The organism is Variovorax paradoxus, assembly GCF_022009635.1.
Lineage (GTDB): Bacteria > Pseudomonadota > Gammaproteobacteria > Burkholderiales > Burkholderiaceae_C > Variovorax.
This window is the reverse complement of the sequence record NZ_CP091716.1, coordinates 2204156-2225805: the sequence shown is the minus strand read 5'-3', so window position 1 is coordinate 2225805 and position 21650 is coordinate 2204156. Positions and strand designations below refer to the sequence as shown.

22 protein-coding genes are annotated in these 21650 nt (G+C 67.0%); 5 read left to right on the top strand and 17 right to left on the bottom strand.

All coding sequences use genetic code 11. From position 1 onward, the window contains the following. Window positions 1-52: 52 nt before the first annotated feature. The 12 genes from L3V85_RS10365 to L3V85_RS10310 form a co-directional block, all read right to left on the bottom strand. A complete protein-coding gene (locus tag L3V85_RS10365) occupies window positions 53-1141 on the bottom strand; it encodes a MucB/RseB C-terminal domain-containing protein (protein WP_414080204.1) in 1089 nt (362 codons plus the stop codon). A 27-nt stretch (window positions 1142-1168) separates the two neighbouring features. Next, the gene (locus L3V85_RS10360; protein ID WP_237679218.1) at window positions 1169-1846 is read right to left on the bottom strand and encodes a sigma-E factor negative regulatory protein; all 678 of its coding nucleotides are present in this window, start codon (window positions 1844-1846) and stop codon (window positions 1169-1171) included. A 17-nt stretch (window positions 1847-1863) separates the two neighbouring features. Then, on the bottom strand, window positions 1864-2541 hold the full coding sequence (gene rpoE / locus L3V85_RS10355; protein WP_237679217.1) for an RNA polymerase sigma factor RpoE: 678 nt from the start codon (window positions 2539-2541) through the stop codon (window positions 1864-1866). 10 nt (window positions 2542-2551) lie between these two features. Further along, window positions 2552-2920, bottom strand: a complete 369-nt coding sequence (locus tag L3V85_RS10350) for a hypothetical protein (protein ID WP_237679216.1) — start codon at window positions 2918-2920, stop codon at window positions 2552-2554. Window positions 2921-3047: 127 nt separating this feature from the next. Further along, a complete protein-coding gene (gene fabF, locus L3V85_RS10345) occupies window positions 3048-4292 on the bottom strand; it encodes a beta-ketoacyl-ACP synthase II (protein WP_237679215.1) in 1245 nt (414 codons plus the stop codon). Between the two features lie 99 nt (window positions 4293-4391). Continuing rightward, window positions 4392-4631: an acyl carrier protein gene (gene acpP / locus L3V85_RS10340; RefSeq protein ID WP_007830471.1), complete on the bottom strand. Its 240-nt coding sequence runs from the start codon at window positions 4629-4631 to the stop codon at window positions 4392-4394. Window positions 4632-4730: 99 nt separating this feature from the next. Further along, window positions 4731-5474 carry a 3-oxoacyl-ACP reductase FabG gene (gene fabG, locus L3V85_RS10335; RefSeq protein WP_106935307.1) on the bottom strand — a complete coding sequence of 248 codons (744 nt, stop codon included), beginning with the start codon at window positions 5472-5474 and terminating at the stop codon, window positions 4731-4733. A 26-nt stretch (window positions 5475-5500) separates the two neighbouring features. Continuing rightward, window positions 5501-6454, bottom strand: a complete 954-nt coding sequence (gene fabD, locus L3V85_RS10330; RefSeq protein ID WP_237679214.1) for an ACP S-malonyltransferase — start codon at window positions 6452-6454, stop codon at window positions 5501-5503. Window positions 6455-6507: 53 nt separating this feature from the next. Then, on the bottom strand, window positions 6508-7488 hold the full coding sequence (locus L3V85_RS10325; RefSeq protein WP_237679213.1) for a beta-ketoacyl-ACP synthase III: 981 nt from the start codon (window positions 7486-7488) through the stop codon (window positions 6508-6510). Then, entirely contained in the window at window positions 7488-8585 is a 1098-nt protein-coding gene (gene plsX, locus L3V85_RS10320) for a phosphate acyltransferase PlsX (RefSeq protein WP_272934782.1), read from the bottom strand. The genes L3V85_RS10325 and plsX overlap by 1 nt, the downstream gene beginning before the upstream one ends. Before the next feature lie 61 nt (window positions 8586-8646). Continuing rightward, window positions 8647-8829: a 50S ribosomal protein L32 gene (rpmF, locus tag L3V85_RS10315; protein WP_007830466.1), complete on the bottom strand. Its 183-nt coding sequence runs from the start codon at window positions 8827-8829 to the stop codon at window positions 8647-8649. A gap of 146 nt (window positions 8830-8975) precedes the next feature. Then, window positions 8976-9545 carry a YceD family protein gene (locus L3V85_RS10310; RefSeq protein ID WP_237679212.1) on the bottom strand — a complete coding sequence of 190 codons (570 nt, stop codon included), beginning with the start codon at window positions 9543-9545 and terminating at the stop codon, window positions 8976-8978. A gap of 82 nt (window positions 9546-9627) precedes the next feature. Here L3V85_RS10310 and L3V85_RS10305 point away from each other — a divergent pair, with 82 nt between their 5' ends. Genes L3V85_RS10305 through L3V85_RS10295 form a run of 3 tightly spaced genes read left to right on the top strand, consistent with a single transcriptional unit; the run spans window position 9628 to window position 12121 of the window. Beyond that, on the top strand, window positions 9628-10209 hold the full coding sequence (locus tag L3V85_RS10305; RefSeq protein ID WP_237679211.1) for a Maf family protein: 582 nt from the start codon (window positions 9628-9630) through the stop codon (window positions 10207-10209). After that, entirely contained in the window at window positions 10206-10967 is a 762-nt protein-coding gene (locus L3V85_RS10300; RefSeq protein WP_237679210.1) for an SAM-dependent methyltransferase, read from the top strand. Before L3V85_RS10305 ends, L3V85_RS10300 begins: the two co-directional genes overlap by 4 nt. Window positions 10968-10969: 2 nt before the next feature. Continuing rightward, window positions 10970-12121 (top strand): MFS transporter, encoded by a 1152-nt coding sequence (locus tag L3V85_RS10295; RefSeq protein WP_237679209.1) that lies wholly within the window; start codon window positions 10970-10972, stop codon window positions 12119-12121. A gap of 4 nt (window positions 12122-12125) precedes the next feature. Here L3V85_RS10295 and L3V85_RS10290 read toward each other — a convergent pair whose 3' ends face one another. The 4 genes from L3V85_RS10290 to L3V85_RS10275 are packed head-to-tail and all read right to left on the bottom strand — an operon-like array spanning window position 12126 to window position 15298. Next, the gene (locus tag L3V85_RS10290; protein ID WP_237679208.1) at window positions 12126-13142 is read right to left on the bottom strand and encodes a S49 family peptidase; all 1017 of its coding nucleotides are present in this window, start codon (window positions 13140-13142) and stop codon (window positions 12126-12128) included. 1 nt (window position 13143) lies between these two features. Further along, window positions 13144-13512, bottom strand: coding sequence for a Rieske (2Fe-2S) protein (locus L3V85_RS10285; protein WP_237679207.1), 369 nt, complete (start codon window positions 13510-13512; stop codon window positions 13144-13146). 21 nt (window positions 13513-13533) lie between these two features. Next, window positions 13534-14205 carry an HAD family hydrolase gene (locus L3V85_RS10280; protein WP_237679206.1) on the bottom strand — a complete coding sequence of 224 codons (672 nt, stop codon included), beginning with the start codon at window positions 14203-14205 and terminating at the stop codon, window positions 13534-13536. Beyond that, on the bottom strand, window positions 14198-15298 hold the full coding sequence (locus L3V85_RS10275; protein WP_237679205.1) for an RluA family pseudouridine synthase: 1101 nt from the start codon (window positions 15296-15298) through the stop codon (window positions 14198-14200). Before L3V85_RS10275 ends, L3V85_RS10280 begins: the two co-directional genes overlap by 8 nt. A gap of 554 nt (window positions 15299-15852) precedes the next feature. Between L3V85_RS10275 and L3V85_RS10270 the strand changes: the two genes are divergently transcribed. Next, window positions 15853-19059, top strand: a complete 3207-nt coding sequence (locus L3V85_RS10270; protein ID WP_237679204.1) for an Rne/Rng family ribonuclease — start codon at window positions 15853-15855, stop codon at window positions 19057-19059. 47 nt (window positions 19060-19106) lie between these two features. On the opposite strand, the gene L3V85_RS10265 is transcribed toward L3V85_RS10270, so the two are convergent. Continuing rightward, on the bottom strand, window positions 19107-19973 hold the full coding sequence (locus L3V85_RS10265) for a LysR family transcriptional regulator (protein ID WP_237679203.1): 867 nt from the start codon (window positions 19971-19973) through the stop codon (window positions 19107-19109). A 108-nt stretch (window positions 19974-20081) separates the two neighbouring features. On the opposite strand from L3V85_RS10265, the gene L3V85_RS10260 reads away from it, so the two are divergent. After that, window positions 20082-21650, top strand: coding sequence for an MFS transporter (locus tag L3V85_RS10260; RefSeq protein WP_237679202.1), 1569 nt, complete (start codon window positions 20082-20084; stop codon window positions 21648-21650).

Here is a 21650-nt window from a genome sequence, read left to right as displayed (position 1 = left end):
CAGGCTTGGTTCAGCGCAACCGGCCCTCGGCATGCGCGGCGAATCCGTCGAATCAGCGCGTGCGGGCAAGGCTCTGGGCGAATGCGTTGAGTGTCTGTTGCGGCACTTCGCCGACCGCGGTCAGCCACCAGTCGCTGGCGGGCTCGGGCAGGCGCCGGCGGATCGCGTTGGTCGCGCCGATGGTCAGCACGCCGTCGCGGGGCGCGCGCGCGGCATCGTAGCGCTCGATGAAGAGCGACACCGAAGCCAACCCGTCGGAGAAGGTCCACTGGACCGTGGTCGCGTCCTGTTGTTTCTGCTTGCCGCCGTTGTTGTTGCTGTCGCCGCTCGGCGGACGACGGAAGAAGCTGCGGGGCTTGAAGCCGGCCACCGGCGTGCTGAGGGTCCAGCCCTCGTCCTGCGCGCTGGAGCGCTCGAGTTCGAGCTTCTCGATGCGATAGCCGGAGGTGTTGGCCATCATTTGCGCCAGCGCCTGTGCCTTCACGGGCGCGTCGAGCTGCAGTTCGGAGAACGCCGACTGCTCCACCACGCGCGATTCGCTGTCGACGGTCTGCAGCTTCACCACGAGGCCCGAACGGCGCTCGCTCCAGACACGGTAGCCGAAGCGCAGCCCATCGTGCGGCACCAGTTGCACCACGTCGGCATCGAAGCCCGCCACGCGGTCCTTGCCGATCGCGCGCACGTCGTAGAAATCGCCGATCGACGAATCGGGCTTGTCCGGCAGGTTCGGGAAGAGATCGAGGTTCTCGCGCTTCTCGACCTTGACGACCTTCGCCTCCGGCAGGAAGGTCATGACGTTGCGGTTGCGCCGGAAGGTCGAGCGCGGCGGCCCCGACAGCGCCTCGATGCGCTCGATCTGGTGATCGCCGTCGCGCACGTGCCAGATGCGCGCGCTCGACAGGTCACCGCCAGGCGCCGACACCACGAAAGTGCCCACGTAATTGCGCTGCCTGGCGCCCGCATGCATGCGCTGCAGCCACTCGGTGACGCTCATTGCCGGCGGCTCGTCCGTCTGCGCCGCGGTTGCGCTCTTCGCATTCGCCGCGCCTGAACGAGTCTGCGCGGTGGAAACCTGCGCAAGGCAGAAAGCAGCAAACACAAGCACGCAGGCGCGTGCGGAGATCGGCATCTGAACGGTCATTACGGGCAGGCGGCTAGGCGCGCGCGGTCAGCGCGTGGGCCCTTCGAAAGTGGCATTGCGCAGGAAGCCCGAAGGCATTTGCGAAGCGCCGCCGGCTTGCTGGTGCGCTTCGAGCAGTTGATCGAGCCGCGGGTCGCGCAGCATGACTTGCGGACTGCCGTTGCCGACGATCACGCGCGTGGGCGTCAGCGTGGCGCCGGCGGGCTGCTGCGGACCGCTCAGGGCCGCCGCGGCCAGCACCGAGTTGACGGCCGGCTGTTGTTGTTGCTGGACCGACGCGATTTGCGCGCCGGGTTGCGGAATCGCCGCACCGTTGCCGACCAGCGTCCAGCCGATGGCGGCCACCGCCATCAGCGAGGCCGCGCCGGCCACCAGCTTCCAGCGGAATACCGGCTCGTTGGCCGCTTCGGCCCTGCGCTGCACGGGAATCGCCACAGGCGCGGCTACCGGCGCCGCGACGGGGGCGAGCACCACCGGCTCGGCGGCCAGCCGTTGCTGGAAGCGCGCCAGGAAGGCCGAACTGTCGCTGCACGGCGAATGAGAGCCCGAACGCAGCACATCCCCCACCACGTGGTAGGCCTGCCAGGCCGCGCGCGACTCGCTGTCGGCGCAGATTGCATCGATCGCCTGCGCGAACGACTCGCCCTGCAAATGACCATCCGCAAGTGCGGACACCTGTTCCCGAACCGTCATCGTCTGATTCATTTCATTCACCTGCTTACTTACCAACGTTTGCCGGACTGGTTGTCCAGCAGCGGCTTGACCCTGGCCGAAATGGCCTCGCGCGCCCGGAAAATACGCGAACGCACCGTGCCGATAGGGCAATCCATGACCTCGGCGATCTCTTCGTAACTCATGCCCTCGATTTCGCGCAGCGTGACCGCCTGGCGCAACTCGGCGGGGAGTGCTTCCATGGCAGCTTCGACAGCCCTGGCGATTTCGTTCGCCGCCAGGACCGATTCGGGGGTTTCGTCGGTGGTTGGTTCGTTTCCGGGACGGTAAGTTTCATCTTCGTCCTCAGAAGAAGGCCTCAGGGCGGCCTCGGAAACGGTCGGGTCGCGCTTCATGTCCACCAGCGCCTTCTTGGCGGTGTTGACGGCGATCCGGTAGAGCCAGGTGTAGAACTGCGCTTCTCCGCGGAACTGGTGCAGCGCGCGGTAGGCACGAATGAAGGTTTCCTGCGCGATATCCTCGATCAGGTCGACATCGCGCACCATGCGCCCGATCAGGCGCTCGATGCGGCGCTGGTACTTGATGACCAACAGCTCGAACGCCTTCTGGTCGCCCGCGACCGTGCGCTGGACCAGCTGGAAATCGACCTCGCCCGGACGCGGCGCTTCCGCGGCGGACGCGTCGGTCAGGCCGGAATCCGGCGGCACTGGCGGCGGAGAGGTGGTCATCGACAGAGGTTCAGGGCGCGTCGGCGGGTGCCGTCGCGCGCCACGGGTCGCCCGCGGGCTCCGCGGACGGGGGGCGCGAATATACCGCACGGCGCACGTCGCGCCAGCGCTCCGGCATGGCCCGCTGCTCGATCCAGATCCAACGCCGGGCGCGGCCCGGCTCGGTGAGCCGAAGCAGCATCAGCGACTGGAAATCGAGCGCCACCAGCACGCGCGCGTTGCGAATGCCGCGCACCGGATCGGCACCCGACAACGACCAGTGCAGGCCGTCGAAATGCAGCACGCCCGCACCGTCGCGCCGCAGGCCGAAACCCGCCGCGACGCCCGCGAACACGACACTGAGCACCAGCAGCAGGTGGCGCCATCCGGCGCTATCCAACAGATAGCAGGACGCGCCCGCGCAGCAGGCGCCCAGGGCCCACAGGACAACGAGAATCCGGGTTGCGCCACGCGAGCGCCCCACCGGATAGTTCACCGACGGTGCGCTGTGCATGAAGGAGCAATGCTCAAGCGCGCTTGAACACCAGCGTGCCGTTGGTGCCGCCGAAGCCGAAGTTGTTCTTGACCGCGACATCGATCTTCAGATCGCGCGCCTCGTTGGCGCAGTAGTCGAGATCGCACTCCGGATCCTGGTTGAAGATGTTGATGGTCGGCGGGCTCTTCTGCTCGTGCAGCGCCATGACCGTGAACACCGATTCGATGCCGCCCGCGCCGCCCAGCAAGTGGCCGGTCATGGACTTGGTCGAATTGACGACGAGCTTCTTCGCGTGGTCGCCGAACGCCAGCTTGACCGCATTGGTCTCGTTGAGGTCGCCGATCTGCGTCGAGGTGCCGTGCGCGTTGAGGTACTGCACCTGGTCGGCATTGACGCCGGCGTTGGCCAGTGCCATGGCCATCGAGCGGCGGGGGCCGTCGACGTCGGGCGCGGTCATGTGATACGCGTCGCCGGTCAGGCCGAAGCCCGCGACTTCCGCGTAGATCTTGGCGCCGCGCGCCTTGGCGTGTTCGTACTCCTCGAGCACCAGCACGCCGGCGCCCTCGCCCAGCACGAAACCGTCGCGGTCCTTGTCCCAGGGACGCGAAGCCGTGGCGGGGTCGTCGTTGCGGGTGCTCAGCGCGCGAGGCGCGGTGAAGCCGCCGATGCCGAGCGGGGAGATGGTCGATTCCGCACCGCCCGCGATCATCACGTCGGCGTCGCCGTACTCGATCATGCGTGCCGACGTGCCGATGGCATGAAGGCCGGTGGTGCAAGCCGTGACGACCGCGATGTTCGGGCCCTTGAAGCCGTACTTGATCGAGACGTGGCCCGAGATCATGTTGATGATCGACGCCGGCACGAAGAACGGCGAGATGCGGCGCGGGCCGCGGCTCGCGTACTCGCCGTGCGTTTCTTCGATCATCGGCAGTCCGCCGATGCCCGAGCCGATGTTGCAGCCGATGCGCACGGCCTTTTCATAGGACAGCGCTTCGCCGGTCGGCAGTCCGCTGTCCTGCACCGCCTGCATGGCGGCGGCGAGCCCCAGATGAATGAAGCGGTCCATGTGACGCGCTTCCTTCTCCGAGATGTATTGGGTGATGTCGAAACCCTTGACTTCACCGGCGAACTTGCAAGCGAAGGCGCTTGCATCGAACGCGGTGATGTTCGCAATGCCCGACTTCCCGGCCAACAGGTTGGCCCAGGATTCGGTTGCGGTGTTTCCGACAGGAGCGATGCAACCGAGCCCGGTCACGACGACGCGGCGTTTGGTCATGCCGGCAAACCTTTCTGGAAGCGCTGAACAGTTGCCTGTCGGCGCGTGCGGTTCAAGTAAAAGCCGCCGGCCGCAGTTGCAATCTTGTCAGCTGGCCTATCAGGCCTTTTGATTCTTGGTGGCGTAGTCGACGGCGTTTTGCACCGTGGTGATCTTCTCGGCATCTTCGTCGGGAATTTCGATGCCGAATTCGTCTTCGAGTGCCATCACGAGTTCGACCGTGTCGAGAGAGTCGGCGCCGAGGTCGGCCACGAAAGCCTTTTCATTCGTCACTTGGGACTCTTCCACGCCGAGTTGCTCGGCGATGATTTTCTTGACACGTGCTTCGATATCGCTCATTTGGTTCCCTCTGAGGGTTGTAGGTAATCGGTGGATTTTAGCCGGGCGCATTGTGGCATTTGCCGCGCACCCGGTACGGGAAAAGATTGCGCCTTGCGGCTACATGTGCATGCCGCCGTTGACGTGCAGCTCCTGCCCCGTGACGTAGGACGCCTGGGGCGATGCGAGATAAGCCACTGCATGCGCGATGTCGGCGGGCTTGCCCAGGTGGCCCAGGGGGATCTGCTGCAGCAGCGCCTGTTGCTGGGCTTCGGGCAGGCTGGCCGTCATGTCGGTCTCGATGAAACCGGGTGCGACGCAGTTGACTGTGATGTTGCGGCTGCCGAGTTCGCGGGCCAGGGCGCGGGTCATGCCCGCGACACCGGCCTTGGCGGCCGCGTAGTTGGCCTGCCCGGCATTGCCGGAGGCGCCGACCACGCTGGTGATGCTGATGATGCGGCCATAGCGCTGCTTCATCATCGGACGAATCACGGCGCGCGACAGCGAGAAGACGGCCTTGAGATTGGTGTCGAGCACCGCATCCCAGTCGCTGTCCTTCATGCGCATAGCGAGCGTGTCGCGCGTGATGCCGGCGTTGTTCACCAGCACGTGGATCGCGCCGTAAGCCTTGACGATTTCGTCGACCAGGGCTTCGACCGCCGCACCGTCGTTCACGTCGAGCGCACGGCCGCGGCCGTCATACGCGCTCAGGGCCGAAGTGATCTTGGCCGCGCCCTCGTCGGTGGTGCCGGTGCCCACGACCTTCAGGCCGCGCTGAGCCAGCTCCAGCGCGATGGCTGCGCCGATGCCACGCGTCGCGCCGGTGACCAGGGCGACTTGCCCTTCGAATTTGGGAATGCTCATAAGAAAAAGTATCGAGGCCTTGCCGGTCAGCCGGCGAGCGATTGTCGGGTGTCCGCGAGCGTGGCCGGGTCGTACACAGACGCGGCTTCCAGATCGGGGGCGATGCGCTTCACCATGCCGGCCAGCACCTTGCCGGGACCGCACTCGATGATGGCGGCTACACCGCGCAGTTTCAAGGCCTGAACGCTCTCGACCCAACGAACCGGGCCGGCCGCCTGGCGCACCAGAGCGTCGCGGATGCGGTCGGCATCGGTTTCGACGGCGACGTCGATGTTGTTCAGCACAGGAATCTGCGGCGCCGACAGCGTGATGGAGGCCAGCTTCTCGCGCAGCGCTTCGGCGGCCGGCTTCATCAGGCTCGAATGGAATGGCGCCGACACCGGCAGCAGCAGCGCACGCTTGGCGCCGTTGGCCTTGAGCAGCTCGCAGGCCTTGTCGACGGCGGCCTTACTGCCGGCGATCACGGTCTGCATCGGGTCGTTGAAATTCACCGCCTCGACGATCTCGGCGCTGCCTGCGCCGAAGCTCGCGGCAGCTTCCGCGCAGCCCGCGACCACCTTGCCGGATTCCATGCCGAGCACGGCCGCCATCGCGCCGACGCCCACAGGCACAGCCTGTTGCATCGCTTGCGCGCGGAAGCGCACCAGCGGCGCGGCCTGCGCCAGCGTCAGCACGCCGGAAGCGACCAGTGCCGAGTATTCGCCCAGCGAATGGCCCGCCACCACGGCGGGCGTTGCGCCGCCTTCGGACAGCCATGCGCGCCACGCAGCAACACCGGCGACCAGCATCACCGGCTGGGTGTTGGTCGTGAGCGCCAGTTCTTCCTTGGGGCCGTTCTTGATCAGCGCGCCGACGTCTTCGCCGAGCGCTTCGGATGCTTCGCGCAGGGTTTCGACCACGGCCGGATGATCGCCCCAGCCGTCGAGCATGCCGACAGCCTGCGAGCCCTGACCAGGGAAAACAAAAGCAAAGGATTTCATTGTTTATGCGTTGTCTCGCATTGCAGCCACCCTCTTCGGAGCGGTGCAACGCACTACAGATTCAATAGCACCGCGCCCCAGGTGAAGCCGCCGCCCACGCCTTCGAGCATGAGCGTTTCGCCTTTCTTCACCTTGCCGGAGCGCACGGCCTCGTCGAGCGCCAACGGGATGGACGCGGCGGAGGTGTTGCCGTGTTCGTTCACCGTGACGATCAGTTTCTCGCGCGGAAGCTTCAGCTTCCTGGCCGTGCCTTCCATGATGCGGATGTTGGCCTGGTGCGGAATGAGCCAGTCGATGTCTGCCTCGGTCTTGCCGGCCTTGGCCAGCGTGGCGCGCGCCGCCTCTTCGAGCACGCGAACCGCGAGCTTGAAGACGGCCTGGCCATCCATGTGCAGCAAGGGCGTGCCCAGCACGTTGCCGCCGGAGACATGGCCCGGCACGCAAAGAATGCCGACGTGCTTGCCGTCCGCGTGCAGGTCGCTGGCCAGGATGCCCGGCTCTTCGCTCGCCTCGAGCACCACCGCGCCCGCGCCGTCACCGAACAGCACGCAGGTGGTGCGGTCGTTGAAGTCGAGGATGCGGGAGAACACTTCGGCGCCGATCACCAGCGCGCAGCGCGCGGTGCCGGTGCGGATCATCGCGTCGGCGACAGTCAGCGCGTAGACGAAGCCACTGCAGACCGCCTGGACGTCGAACGCCGGGCAGCCGGCAATGCCGAGCTTGTGCTGGAGGATGGCCGCCGACGACGGAAACACCATGTCGGGCGTCGAGGTCGCGACAATGATCAGGTCGACATCGCTGGCCTTGCGGCCGGCGGCTTCCAGGGCGTGCCTGGCGGCTTCGTAGCCGAGATCGCTGCTCGTGACTTCCGGCGCGGCGAAGTGACGCGCGTGAATGCCGGTGCGCTCGACGATCCACTGGTCGGAAGTCTCGATGCCGCGTGTCGCCAGTTCCTTGGCGAGATCGTCGTTGGTCACGCGGCGTGGGGGCAGATAGCTGCCGGTGCCGGTAATGCGTGAGTAAGGGGTCGTCATCAAACGTGAAGGGCCGTCGCGTCGACCGGCGCCGCCGGTTCCTGCCGCGCGAGCAAAGGCGCGGCGTGGGCGATGCGGGCCCGCACGCGATCGAGCAGGTTGTTGCGAGCGGCATCATAAGCGCGATCCAGCGCATGACCGAAAGCCACTTCGTCGGCCGAGCCATGGCTCTTGAAAACCAGGCCGCGCAAGCCCAGGAGGGCTGCGCCGTTGTACCGACGATGATCCAAGCGACTTTTGAACGCTTTTAGAACCGGATAAGCAACAATTGCCGCCAGCTTGGTAAAAACGCTTCGCGAAAATTCGACGCGAATGAACTCGCCGATCATCGAAGCCACACCTTCGCTGGCCTTCAGCGCCACATTTCCGACAAAACCGTCACAAACGACGATGTCGGTCGTGCCCTTGAAAATGTCATTACCTTCCACGTTGCCGTAGAAGTTCAAATCCTTGGAGTTGGCAGCCGTACGCAGCAGTTGACTGGCTTTTTTGATCGTCTCGCTGCCCTTGATGGCCTCTTCGCCAATATTGAGCAGACCGACCGAAGGCGCCTCGTTGCCGGTCAGAGCCGACACCAGCGCCGAGCCGAGCACGGCGAACTGAAGCAGGTCTTCAGCATCGCAATCGACGTTCGCGCCCAGGTCGAGCACGGTGGTCGCCCCGCCCTTGACGTTGGGCAGTTGCGGCGCGATTGCAGGCCGGTCGATGCCATCGAGGGTCTTGAGCAGGTAGCGCGCAATGGCCATCAGCGCGCCGGTGTTGCCGGCCGAAACAGCCGCCTGGGCGACACCGTCCTTGACCTGCTGGATCGCGACACGCATCGAAGAATCTTTCTTCTTGCGCAGGGCGATTTCAATCGGATCGTCCATGCCCACCACCTCGCTGGCGGCGACGATGCGGGCACGTGGATGCGCGGCGAAGCCCGCGAGCGCGGCCGGCGCACCGACCAGCAGCAGCGAAGCCTCGCTGTGCCGCTCGAGAAACGCGCGGCAGGCCGCAAGCGTGACGCGCGGCCCATGATCGCCCCCCATGCAATCGACGGCGAGCGTGATTGCGGCGGGCGCAGCAGTGAATTCGGGGGAAGAAGGCGTAGCCATCAAAACAAAGGCCCGACGCTACGGCAGAAGTAGCTTCGGGCCTTGGCCTTGGGATGCGAGATCAGGCTTCAGACTTGTTCTTGAGCACCTGACGGCCACGGTAGAAACCGTTGGGGCTGATGTGGTGGCGCAGGTGCGTTTCGCCGGTGGTCGGCTCAACGGCGATGCCGGGCACGACCAGCGCATTGTGGGAACGGTGCATGCCGCGCTTGGAAGGCGACTTCTTGTTTTGCTGGACGGCCATGATGGCTCCTGGACTGTTAGGTGAGTGATGGGATGCGGGCTCAAGCGGTGGCAATGAAGAAGGATGGCTGGCATCCCAGAACTTGCATTGCTGCTCACGGCGGCGCGCGCGAAGCCCATGATTATAGCCCAGCCTGAGGAAAAGGGCTACTTGCCCTCGTCCGACCCGTCTTCGGGCTTGCGCGAACGCAACGCGCCGAGCACCGCGAACGGGTTTGGCTTGGCTTCTTCGGCAGCTTGAAAGTCCTCGTCGCTGGACGACAGCTGGACGGGCGTCGGGCAGACGTCGTGGACGGGCATGACGGGGATTTCCATCAGCAGCTCGTCTTCGATCAGGGCATGAAGGTCGAAATCGCGGCTCACGACGAGCAGGTCTTCCTCCGATTCCTCGTCTTCCGCCTCGGCCGCAGCCTCGTCGGCCACGAAACGGAACCAGCGGTCGACCGACAGCAGGGTGTCGACCGGCGACAGGCAGCGCTGGCAGACCAGCGGCACCGTGGCTTCAGCGTCCAGATGCAGCCAGGGAACGGCCTTGCCGTCGGCGCCGGGGCGCTCTTCTCCGCTGGCAACCCAATCGACCACCGCATCGGGCGCAGGCGCTGCCAATTCGGCGGTCAGGCGCGCGTAGTTCGGAACCGGGTCGGCGGCTTCAATGGTTGCGGCGGCCGCGGCAAAGGCGGGCACGTTGAGCCGTTCGGGGGCAAATTCTCTCTTCATCCGCGCCAGTCTAGCGCGCCCGGCGATTCACCGGCATGGTGCATGCCTGAGGATTCCATTCGACTCACGCACAATCATCCCCATGCAACGCCCTGTGATTCTTGCCTCGACCTCGCGCTACCGCCGCGAGCTGCTCACCCGCCTGCGACTGCCTTTCGACGTGCAGTCGCCCGAAGTCGACGAAACGCCGCTGCCCGGCGAAACGCCGCACGCCTTGGCCACCCGCCTGGCACTGGAGAAAGCCAACGCCGTCGCCGCCCGCTTTCCCGAAGCCGTGGTCATCGGCTCCGACCAGGTGGCCGACCTCGGCGGCGAAGCGCTCGGCAAGCCCGGCGACCACCAGCGCGCCACGGCGCAATTGCGCCGCATGCGCGGCCAGACGCTGATCTTCCAGACCGCGGTGGCCGTCGTCTGCCGCGCCACCGACTTCGTCCAGCGCGATGTTGCCCCGGTGCGCGTGGTGTTTCGCGACCTCAGCGACGCCGCCATCGAGCAATACCTGCTGGCCGAACAGCCCTACGACTGCGCCGGCAGCGCCAAGAGCGAAGGCCTGGGCATCGCGCTGCTGGACTCCATAGACAGCGACGATCCGACCGCGCTGGTCGGCCTGCCGCTGATCCGCACCTGCCGCATGCTGCGCGCCGCGGGGGTCGAACTCCTGTGACGCACGGCAAGCTCTACCTCGTTCCCGCGCCGCTCGACTTCGGCTGCGACACCCAGGCGCCCCTGCAGGACGCCCTGCCCCTGGGCACGCTGCAGGCGGCCGCCGGCATCACCCACTGGATCTGCGAGAACGCGAAATCCGCGCGCGCCTACCTCAAGCGCATCGACGCGGTGACGCCGCTGGCCGCGCCGCTGCAGGCGCAGAACATCCAGGAACTACCCCGCGAAGTGCACAAGAAAGGCGATCACGCCGGGCAGTTCGACGCGCGACCGCTGCTCGCCGCCGCGCTCGAGGGCCACGACATCGGCCTGCTCAGCGAAGCCGGGATGCCGGCGGTGGCCGACCCGGGTTCCTCGGTCGCGCGCGCCGCGCACGACCTGGGCCTTTCGGTCGTTCCATTGACCGGCCCGGTATCGCTGCTGCTGGCCCTCGCGGCAAGCGGGCTCAACGGCCAGAACTTCGCTTTCGTCGGCTACCTGCCGCAGGACGCCGTCGAACGCCAGACGCGCATCCGCGAACTCGAAGCCCTGGCGCTCAAGTCGGGCCAGACACAGCTCTTCATCGAAACGCCCTACCGCAACGCCGCCTTGCTGCAGGCACTGATACAGACGCTCCAGCACAACACCCGCCTCGCGGTGGCTCGCGGCCTCACGCTGGCCACGGCCCAGGTGCGCAGCGAAACCGTGAAATCCTGGCGCGCCAAGCCGCAACCCACGACAGACGAACGCCTGCCCGCCGTGTTCGCGATCGGGCGCTGACCATGGTGGCCATCACCGCCGCCACGCGCTGGGCATCGCGCGCGCAATTCTTTTCCGCCGGTTTCATCTTCGCGACCTGGGGCGTGCACGTGCCCACGGTCAAGTCGCACTACGGCATCGACGAAGCACAACTGGGCCTCGCCATGCTGGCAGCCGGCGCCGGGGCGATGGTCGGACTGACCAGCGCGGGCCGCTGGATCGGCCGCTACGGCCCGCGCCGCATGGCCGGCGTCTGCGGCTGCATCTACGCGCTGCTGCTGGCTGGCCTCATCGCCATGCCGGGCTATGCGGCGCTGCTGGGACTATTGGCCGCCTTCGGCCTCGTGACCAGCGTGTTCGACGTGTCCATCAACACCGAAGCGGCGCAGCTCGAACTGCACGGCGACACCCCCTTGATGAGCGGCATGCACGGCATGTTCAGCCTGGGCGGCATGGCCGGTGCCGCGAGCGGCAGCGCGGCGCTCGCGGCCGGGCTCGGCCCGCAGGCGCACCTGCTGCTGGTCGCCGCGGCAATGGTGCTGCTCGTCGCCGTGGCTTCGCGGCGCATGCTGCCCCGCCCCGCCACCAGCGGCGCGACCGAGGCCGACCATGGCTTCCTGCTGCCGCGCGGCACGCTGGCGGTGCTGGGCGTGCTCGCCGCGCTGGGCCTGATCGCCGAAGGCGCCATCTACGACTGGAGCGTGCTCTACATGCAGCAGGAAATCGGCAGCCCGCAGCAGCAGGCGGCGCTGGCGTATGCGAGCTTCTCGGCGGCGATGGCGGCAGCGCGCTTCGGTGGGGACGCCATGCGTGCCCGCTTCGCCCCGGCCACCTTGCTGCTAGGCAGTGGCCTGTTGGCCGCTGCTGCCATGACGCTCGTGCTCGTCACCGACATGCCGTGGCTTGCGCTGGTGGGCTTTGCAGGCGTGGGCGTGGGCTTTGCGAACGTGGTGCCGATCCTGTTCTCGGCCTCGGCAAGAGTGCCGGGCGTCGAGCCCGCACGCGGCATTGCGTCGGTCTCGGCCGTGGCTTACCTGGGGTTCATGGCAGGCCCCGCGGTGATCGGCCTGCTGGCACGGGCGACCTCGCTGACCGCCGCGCTCTATGTGGTCGTGGCCTTCGCCGTGGCGCTGGCAGCGTCCGCGCGCTACACCGCCAGCAGCGAAAGCAAATAGAAGCTCAGCGAAGGGCCGGAGCCGTGTGCATGAGGCGCACGGTGGTTTCGGCCATCGAGGCGCCGAACTTCTTGGCCAGCTTCTCGGCCACGTTGTCGCGGCGGGTGTAGTCGATCACCTCGTCGGCCTTGATCACTTCGCGCGCCACGTAGTCGACGTTGCCCAGTTGGTCGGCCAGGCCGTATTCAACCGCCTGCTCGCCGCTCCAGAACAGGCCGCTGAACAGGCCTGGGGTGTCCAGCTTCAGACGATCGCCGCGGCCGGTCTTGACCACGTTGATGAACTGCGCGTGGATCTGGTTCAGCATGGTCTGCGCATGGGCGCGCTGCGCGTCGCTCATGGGGCTGAACGGGTCGAGGAAGCCCTTGTTCTCGCCGGCCGTCAGCAGGCGGCGCTCGACGCCGACCTTTTCCATCACGCCCGTGAAGCCGAAGCCGTCCATCAGCACGCCGATGCTGCCCACGATGCTGGCCTTGTCGACGTAGATCTTGTCGGTGGCGGCGGCAATGTAATAGGCGGCCGAAGCGCAGGTCTCCTCGACCACGGCGTAGATCGGCTTCTTGTACTTGGCCTTCAGGCGCTTGATCTCGTCATTGATGATGCCGGCCTGCACCGGGCTGCCGCCGGGCGAGTTGATCAGCAGGATCACGCCCTTGGCGCCTTCGTCCTCGAAGGCCGTCTTCATGGCGGCGACCACGAACTCGGCGCTGGCGTCGCCGCCGTTGGCGATCTCGCCCTTGATCTCGACGACCGCCGTGTGGGCCGTGGTCTTGGCGGTGCTCGGCGCACTGCGCGACAGCGCCAGCCAGGCCAGGAAGATGAAGAACGCCAGCCACGAGAGCCGCACGAAGGTCTTCCAGCGCCGCGTGGCCTTCTGCTCGTTCAGCGACGCGAAGGCGAGTTTCTCGAGGGTGGCGCGCTCCCATCCGGGGCGCTGCGTGGGATCTTTGGCCATGTTGCTGGGGGTGGCCGGCTCAAATGGCTCGAACCCGGCGGGTTCTGTTCTGTTCGGGTCGGTCATGTCAGAAAGTCAGGGGGTGGAGGTTCCAGTCAGTATGCCAGTGCACCACGCCGTCATGCTCGCTGAGTGCGATCTTCACGAGGCCGCCGCGGCAGGGGCCGCCCGCGCATTCGCCGGTGTCGGGCCTGTAGACGGCGCCGTGCGTGGCGCACAGCAGCCACTGGCCTGTGTCGTCGAAGAAGCGGTCGGGCTGGAAGTCCATTTCCATCGCCACATGGCTGCATCGATTGAGAAACGCGTGCGGCAACCCCTCGAAACGCACCGCGAACGCGCGGCAGGTTTCACCGCCATGAATCACGTCGAAAGGCACGGCGAGGCCGCCCTCGACCAGGTCCGAGGCATTGCACAGCGGGATGCGTTCTTCGCTCATGGCGGCACTTTGGTGTGTTGTTCAGGCGTTGCCCATAAGCCACGCTTCGAGGTCGGCCACCGAGTGTGCGACGTGCAGTGGCTTGAATTCGTCGAAGCTGGCGGGCTCGTGGGCACCGTAGCTCACGCCCACGCTGGCACAGCCGGCGTTCTGCGCCAGCTGCAGGTCGTGCGTGGTGTCGCCGATCATCAGGGTGCGTTCGGGCGTCACGTCGAGCTCTTCCATCAGCTCCAGCAGCATGCGCGGATGCGGCTTGCCGAAGGTCTCGTCGGCAGTACGGGAGGCGTCGAAGCGGTCGCGCAGCGCGACCGACTTCAGCGCCTCGTTCAGGCCTCGGCGCGACTTGCCGGTGGCCACGGCCAGCTTGTGGCCGCGCGCGCGCAGCGCATCGAGCATCTGCAGCACGCCGTCGAACAGCACCAGGTCGTCCTGGTGTTGCAGGTAGTGATAGCGGTAGCGCGCCCCCAGCTCGGGATACTTTTCCTTCGGCACGTCGGGCGCCGCACGCGCCAGCGCCTCGGCCAGGCCCAGGCCGATGACCCAGGCGGCGTCGTTCTCGCTCGGCTTGGCGCCGCCGACGTCGATCACCGCCGCCTGGATGCAGCGCACGATCAGGCGCGTGGAGTCGTAGAGGGTGCCGTCCCAGTCGAAAGCGATCAGGTCGAAGCGTAGAGGTCGGGAAGCGTCAGTCATGGGCCGTGGGAGTGGGGTGTTGGGCCATTGCCTCGAGGGCGGTGGGCGGCATCAGCGTATTCAGTTCGGGCGGCAGGCCGGCCTGCAGCGCCACGCGTTCTCCGCTGGCCGGATGGTTGAATTGCAGGCGCCAGGCATGCAGGAACATGCGCTTGAGGCCGATTTTCTGCAGGGCGCGCTGGCGATCGGATTCGCCGTACTTGTCGTCGCCGGCGATCGGATGGCCCGCCGACGCGAGGTGCACGCGGATCTGGTGAGTGCGCCCGGTCTTGATGGTCACGGCCAGCAATGACATCGGCGTGGCATCGCCCGGCAGCGTGAGCCGCGCCAGCACGCGCACCAGCGTCACGGCGCGCATCGCGTCCGGATGGTCCTTGGCGACCACGCGCACGCGGCGCTCGCCCGCACCGGCGCCCGAACCGTCGGGCAGCAGGTACTTGGCCAGCGGCGCGTCGAGCACCTTCTTGTTGGCGGGCCACGCGCCCTCGACCAGCGCCAGATAGGTCTTGCCGGTCTCGCGTTCGCGGAACTGGTCTTGCAAGGCGACCAGCGCGCTGCGCTTCTTGGCGACCAGCAGGATGCCGGAGGTTTCGCGGTCGAGCCGGTGCACCAGTTCCAGGAACTTGGCGCCCGGCCGCGCCGTGCGCAATTGCTCGATCACACCGAAGCTCACGCCGCTGCCGCCGTGCACGGCCACGCCGGCCGGCTTGTCGATGGCCAGGACGGCGTCGTCCTCCAGCAGCACCGGGAACTCGCGCGCTGGCGCGGGCGGGGTGGCGCCATCTTCCGCGCGCGCGGAAATCCGGATCGGCGGCAGCCGCAGCACGTCGCCCGCCTCGATGCGGGTTTCGGCCTGCACGCGGCCCTTGTTGATGCGCACCTCGCCCGAACGGATGATCCGGTAGACATGCGTCTTGGGCACGCCTTTCAGATGGCGGAACAGAAAATTGTCGAGCCGCTGCCCGGCGGATTCGGCATCGACCGTGAGGAATTTGATGGCCGCATTCGGTGCCCCGGGCTCACCTGAGGCATTTTGGTCTGCGGGATTTGGAGCAGCCGCGGGGCTCTGCTTCGCACCTATAATGTTTTTCACCAGCGCGGTCATGTAAGTGCTTGATTAGACAGAAGTTTAGTCCACTGCCATCAAATACCCAGGGCGGCGCTGTGAGGTCGATGCCGCTTTGGCGCCGAGCTGCAAACCCCGCGCAATTGCGCAAAGTGGCAGGCCCGGCACCCGAGTCAAGCCGACACCCACGAAACACCGATACGGAATACCCCAGCCTGCAGCTGACCAAGCTGCCGGCGGATCGAAGCGAGTCCCTTGTTGTGTTGATGCTGCTGATTCAAATGTGCCTGCGCTGGCTGATGCCAGTGGCCTCAGGCATTGGATCGCCCGCAGCGCGCGCCACCATTGCGCAACCGGCTATCAAAAAGATAGCTACTCAACACCGAATCTGGCTCGCGCCCATCCACGCGCCCCCACCCCGGCTGTCTTCTTGAGCTAACGCTCGAGAGGCCTGCTCGCGCCTGGCGCGGCAGTGACAGCATCCGGGGCCGAAGCGGCAATTCCCTGGTTTCGCGGGCGTCGTCCGTGCATCGTTGGCTCGTCAAGAGCCGGTAGAACGATACATATAAGGACAACGCATCATGAAGCGGATGCTGATCAATGCCACGCAGGCCGAAGAACGCCGCCTGGCCATCGTCGACGGGCAGAAACTGCTCGACTACGAAATCGAAATCGAAGGGCGCGAACAGCGCAAGGGCAACATCTACAAGGCGGTCGTCACGCGCGTCGAGCCCTCGCTCGAAGCCTGTTTCGTCGACTACGGCGAAGACCGCCACGGCTTCCTGCCGTTCAAGGAAATCTCCAAGCAATATTTCGCCGAAGGCGTGTCGGCCAGCCAGGCCCGCATCCAGGACGCGATCCGCGAAGGCCAGGAACTCACCGTCCAGGTCGAAAAGGAAGAACGCGGCAACAAGGGCGCGGCCCTCACCACCTTCATCTCGCTGGCCGGCCGCTATGTCGTGCTGATGCCGAACAACCCCCGTGGCGGTGGCGTCTCGCGCCGCATCGAGGGCGACGACCGCGCCGAACTCAAGGAGGCGATGGACCAGCTCGAGTACCCGAAGGGCATGAGCATCATCGCGCGCACTGCCGGCATCGGCCGCTCGGCGCCCGAACTCCAGTGGGACCTGAACTACCTGCTCAAGCTCTGGAGCGCCATCGACGGCGCGGCCAAGGGCGGCAAGGGCGCCTTCCTGATCTACCAGGAATCCTCGCTCGTCATCCGCGCCATCCGTGACTACTTCAATCACGACATCGGCGACATCCTGATCGACACCGACGACATCTACGACCAGGCGCAGCAGTTCATGGCGCACGTCATGCCCGAGCATGCCGCCCGCGTGAAGCGCTACCGCGACGACGCAGCCCTGTTCAGCCGCTTCCAGATCGAGCACCAGATCGAGTCGGCCTACGCCCGCACCGTGCAGCTGCCTTCGGGCGGCGCCATCGTGATCGACCACACCGAAGCGCTGGTTTCGGTCGACGTGAACTCGGCCCGCGCCATCAAGGGCGGCGACATCGAGGAGACCGCCACCCGCACCAACCTCGAAGCCGCCGACGAAGTCGCCCGCCAGATGCGCCTGCGCGACCTGGGCGGCCTGATCGTCATCGACTTCATCGACATGGACGAGTCGAAGAACCGCCGCGAAGTCGAAAGCCGCCTGCGCGACGCGCTGCGGCAGGACCGCGCCCGCGTGCAGTTCGGCTCGATCAGCAAGTTCGGCCTGATGGAAATGAGCCGCCAGCGCCTGAAGCCGGCCCTCTCCGAAGGTTCGTCGATCCCCTGCCCCCGTTGCGGCGGCTCGGGCCACATCCGCGACACCGAATCGAGCGCGCTGCAGATCCTGCGCATCATTCAGGAAGAGTCCATGAAGGACAACACGGCCGCCGTGCATGTGCAGGTGCCGGTGGAAGTCGCTTCGTTCCTGCTGAACGAAAAGCGCCCCGAAATCGCCAAGATCGAGCTCAAGCAGCGCGTCACCGTGCTGATGGTGCCCAACAAGACGCTCGAAACGCCGAACTACAAGCTCGAGCGCCTGAAGCACGACGACCCGCGCCTCGACCACATCGAAGCCAGCTACAAGATGGCCGACGAGATCGAAGACCCGACCTCCGTCACCCGCCGTTCGCAAGAGCCCACCAACAAGCAGACGCCGGTCATCAAGGGCGTGCTGCCCGACGCGCCCGCGCCCGTGGTGCCGCCCAAGCCCGAAGCCGTGCGCGCACCCGCTGCCGCGGCACCCGCACCGGTCGCTCCGCCTGTGGTTACCGCGCCGGTTCCGGCGCAGACCGGCTTCTTCTCCTGGATCAAGAACCTGTTCGGCGGCACGCCGGCCCCCGCTCCGGCGCCGGCCCCCGCCGCGATTCCGGTCGAACCGCCGAAGCCCCGCCGCGATGGCCGTCCCGGCCGCGACGGTGAAGCACGCGGCGGCTCGCGCGACGGCGAACAGCGCCGTGGCGGCCGTGGCGGCGAAGGTCGCGGTGAAGGCCGCAACGCGGAAGGCCGCGGCGAAGGCGGCGGACGTTCGGGTGGTCGCGACGGCGAACGCCGCGGCGGCCGCGGCGGCGAGCGCCGTGAAGGACGCGAAGGCCGTGAAGGTCGCAACAGCAGCGAACTGCGCGCCGACGGCGCCCCGCAGCAACCGCGTGAACAACGCGAGCCGCGCGAACAGCGTGAACCCCGCGAGCCGCGTGAAGCGCGCGCACCGCGCGACGGCGAACAACGCCGCAACGGCCGTGGCGAGCGCCGCGAAGGCGAAGGCCGCGACGGCCGCAACGCACCGGCAGAAGCACTCGACGGCAACCTGAACCTCGAAGCCCAGCAACTGGCTTCGGGCGAAGAAGGCAATGCAGGCGAACGCGCACCGCGCGCCCGCGGCGAACGCCGTGAACGTGGCGAGCGCAATGAGCGTGGCGAACGCGGCGAGCGCAACAGCGACCGCGCCGAACGCAACGGCGACGCCCAGCAGCCGCGCGGCGAAACCGCCCTTGCCGGCGAAGACGCAGCAGCCCAGGGCGAGCGCCAGCCGCGCAACGGCCGCGACGAACAACGCGCTCCGCGCGGTGAACGTGGCGGCGAGCGCGGCGAACGCAACGACGGCCGCCGCGAGCGCCGCAACGACGCACCGCAAGCCGAAGCCGACGGACGCGGTGCCGAAGCGGCGGCAGCCGACGTAGAGCAGACCAACGACGCCGGCAACGAGCAGGCACCCCGCCGCGAAGGCGACGAGCGCCGTGGCCGTTCGCGTGACCGTTACGGCCGCGATCGCCGTGAACGCGGTCCGCGCGACGAAAACGAAGCCGGCGCACAAGCCGCCGAAGTCGCCGAAGTCGCCGTGGCGGAAGCCGCAACGACGACGGCCGACGTGCAGGAAGAAGCCCCGGCGCCCCGCCACCAGCCGCAACAGCAACTGCCGCTCGCGTCGGAGCAACAGGCCGTCGTGGCCGAAGCCGTCGTCGCCGCGCCGGTCGCTGCCGCGCCCGTGGCTGCCCCGGCGCCCGTCGCCAACGGCCGTGCGCTGCCGAAGGTCCAGCCCTTCGAGCTGCCGCTGGACGAACTCGCGCAGATCGCCCAGAACTCGGGCCTGCAGTGGGTCAACTCCGACGCCGAGCGCATCGCGCAAGCACGCGCCGCCATCGCCGCCGAGCCGAAGCCGGTGCACGTGCCGCGCGAGCGCCCGCCGCTGGTGGTGCTCGACGAAGGCCCGCTGGTGCTGGTCGAAACCCGCCGCGATCTCGGCTCGATGTCGCTGCCGTTCGAACAGCAGCAACAGCAACAGCCCCTCTGAGCGGAACCCGCCCGGAAATGAAAACGGCGCCTCAGGGCGCCGTTTTTTTATGCCTTCTCGTAAAGCGGCAGGTCCGGCATTTCGAGGATCAACTGGCCGAAGCGGCAGGCGCATTCGGTTCGCCCGCTCTCGCTCCAGATCAGCGAGAAATCGACGCTCGGCAGCGGCGGCAGCCCATAGCGGCCGTCGACGATCTTCATGCCCGGCTCCACGTCCTCGCGCGCCAGCACCGTGACAGCCAACCCAGCCAGCACCGCCGCGCGAATGCCGTGCGGGCTCACCGACGTGAAGACCACGTGCCATTCGAAGGGCGCGGCATCGAGCGCGGCGCCCGCCACCTCGCGGTTCACGCAGGGCTTCGGAGAAAAGGCCATCGGCAGCGAGGCGCCGGGCGGCGGCTCGAAGGTTTCCGCCGCCACCCAGACCAGCTGCGAGCGCCGCAGCCGCGTGCCTTCCACGCAATCGGGCGGCGACATCACGACTGCCAGGTCGAGCTCGCCCGCGCGGATCATCGCGCGCAAGTCCAGGTGCATGCTGACGCTGACCTCCATGCGCGTGGCCGGAAAGGCGCGCGCGAACTGCGACAGCAGCGGCGGCAACCTGTCGCCCATGAAGTTGTCCGGCGCGCCGAAACGGACCACGCCCGAGATCGGCGAGGGCTGGAAGCGCCGGGTCATTTCGTCGAGGGTGTCCAGAATCTGCTGCGCGTAGCGAAGAAAGTCCTCCCCGTCTTCGGTGACGGTGAGGCGGCGCGTCGTGCGGTGCAGCAGCGGCCGGCCCACCTGCTCCTCGAGCCGCCGGATCTGGTGGCTGACGGCGGATTGCGTCAGGTGCAGCCGCTGCGCCGCGCGCGTGAAGCCGCCGGTTTCCTTGACGGCGACAAAGGCGCGCAGCAGCGTGGGGTCGAAGTCCATGGCATCCGATAAATGATTGATCCTAATGAATTTTAGGAAATTAAATCATTTCCATCATGAAGCGGGTTTCACCAGAATCGCCCCGAAACCATTTTTCGGAAAGCTTCGATGTCTCTCTCCCACACCGGCAGGAACCGGGTCGCGCTGGCCGCGATTTCGCTGATCGCCCTCATGTTCGGCCTGGAAATCTCCAGCGTGCCGGTCATTCTTCCCACGCTCGAAAAAGAACTGCAGGGCGATTTCAGCGACATGCAGTGGATCATGAACGCCTACACCATCGCCTGCACCACGGTGCTGATGGCCGCGGGCACGCTGGCCGACCGCTACGGCCGCAAGCGCATCCTCATCATCGGCATCGTGCTGTTCGGCATCACCTCGCTGATCTGCGGGCTCTCGCAGAGCGCGTGGCTGCTCATCGTCAGCCGCTTCCTGCAGGGCCTGAGCGGCGGCGCGATGCTGATCAGCCAGCTCGCGGTGCTCTCCCACCAGTTCCAGCAGGGCAAGGAGCGCAGCAAGGCCTTCGCCATCTGGGGCGTGGTCTTCGGCATGGGGCTGGGCTTCGGGCCGATCGTCGGCGGCGCCATCGTCGCGCTGTCGAACTGGCAGTGGGTGTTCCTGGTCCACGCTCCGCTGGCCGCCGTGGCGCTCGCCCTGGTGCTCGGCAGCGTGAGCGAGTCCAGCGACCCCGACGCGCAGCGGCTCGACCTTCCGGGCATCGTCACGCTGTCGCTCGCGGTGCTGGGGCTGACCTACTTCATCACGCAGGGGCCGGGCATCGGCTTCGGCAGTCCGCTGGCGCTGGGCATCCTCGGCGCGTCGGCCGCGAGCTTCGCGGTCTTCGTTTGGGTCGAGATCATCAATCCGCATCCGATGTTCGATTTCTCGGTGTTCCGCATCCGCAATTTCTCGGGCGCGCTGATCGGCTCGGCCGGCATGAACTTCAGCTTCTGGCCTTTCATGATCTACCTGCCGATCTACTTCCAGGGCGCCCTGGGCTACGACGCGGTCACCGCCGGCTCCGCCCTGCTGGCCTACACGCTGCCCACGCTGGTAATGCCGCCGGTGGCGGAGCGGATGTCGCTGCGCTGGCGACCCGGCGTGGTCATTCCCCTGGGCCTCTTCGTCATCGGGCTGGGCTTCATGGCGATGCGCCTGGGCAGCGGCATGGCGGATGCGAGCTGGATCACCATGCTCCCCGGCTGCCTGCTGGCCGGCATCGGGCTGGGCCTGACGCACACGCCCGTCACCAACACCGCGACCGGCTCGGTGCCGAGCACGCGCGCCGGCATGGCCTCGGGCATGGACATGAGCGCACGGCTGATTACGCTGGCCATCAACATCGCGGTGATGGGCTTCATCCTGCTCGAAGGCGTCCATTCGCACCTGAAGGCCGCGCTGTCCGCATCGCTCGACGCGCCGCAGCTGCGCGCATTGGCGGAGAAGGTCGCGGCCGGCAGCTTCGCGTCACTCGGCGAGAGCTTTCCGGTGCTGTCGCAGGTGGACCCGTCAGGCGCCACCGTGCACGCGGCGCTGATGCACAGCTTCGGCTGGGTGATGCTCTTCGGTGCGATCGGCGTGTGGGTGCTGGCCGGGGTCAGCCTGCTGGTCTTCGGCAATGGCCGGCTGCCGGTGCCGGCCTGCGGATTGAAGGCGGCGAAGGAATCCGCCTGTTCCTGA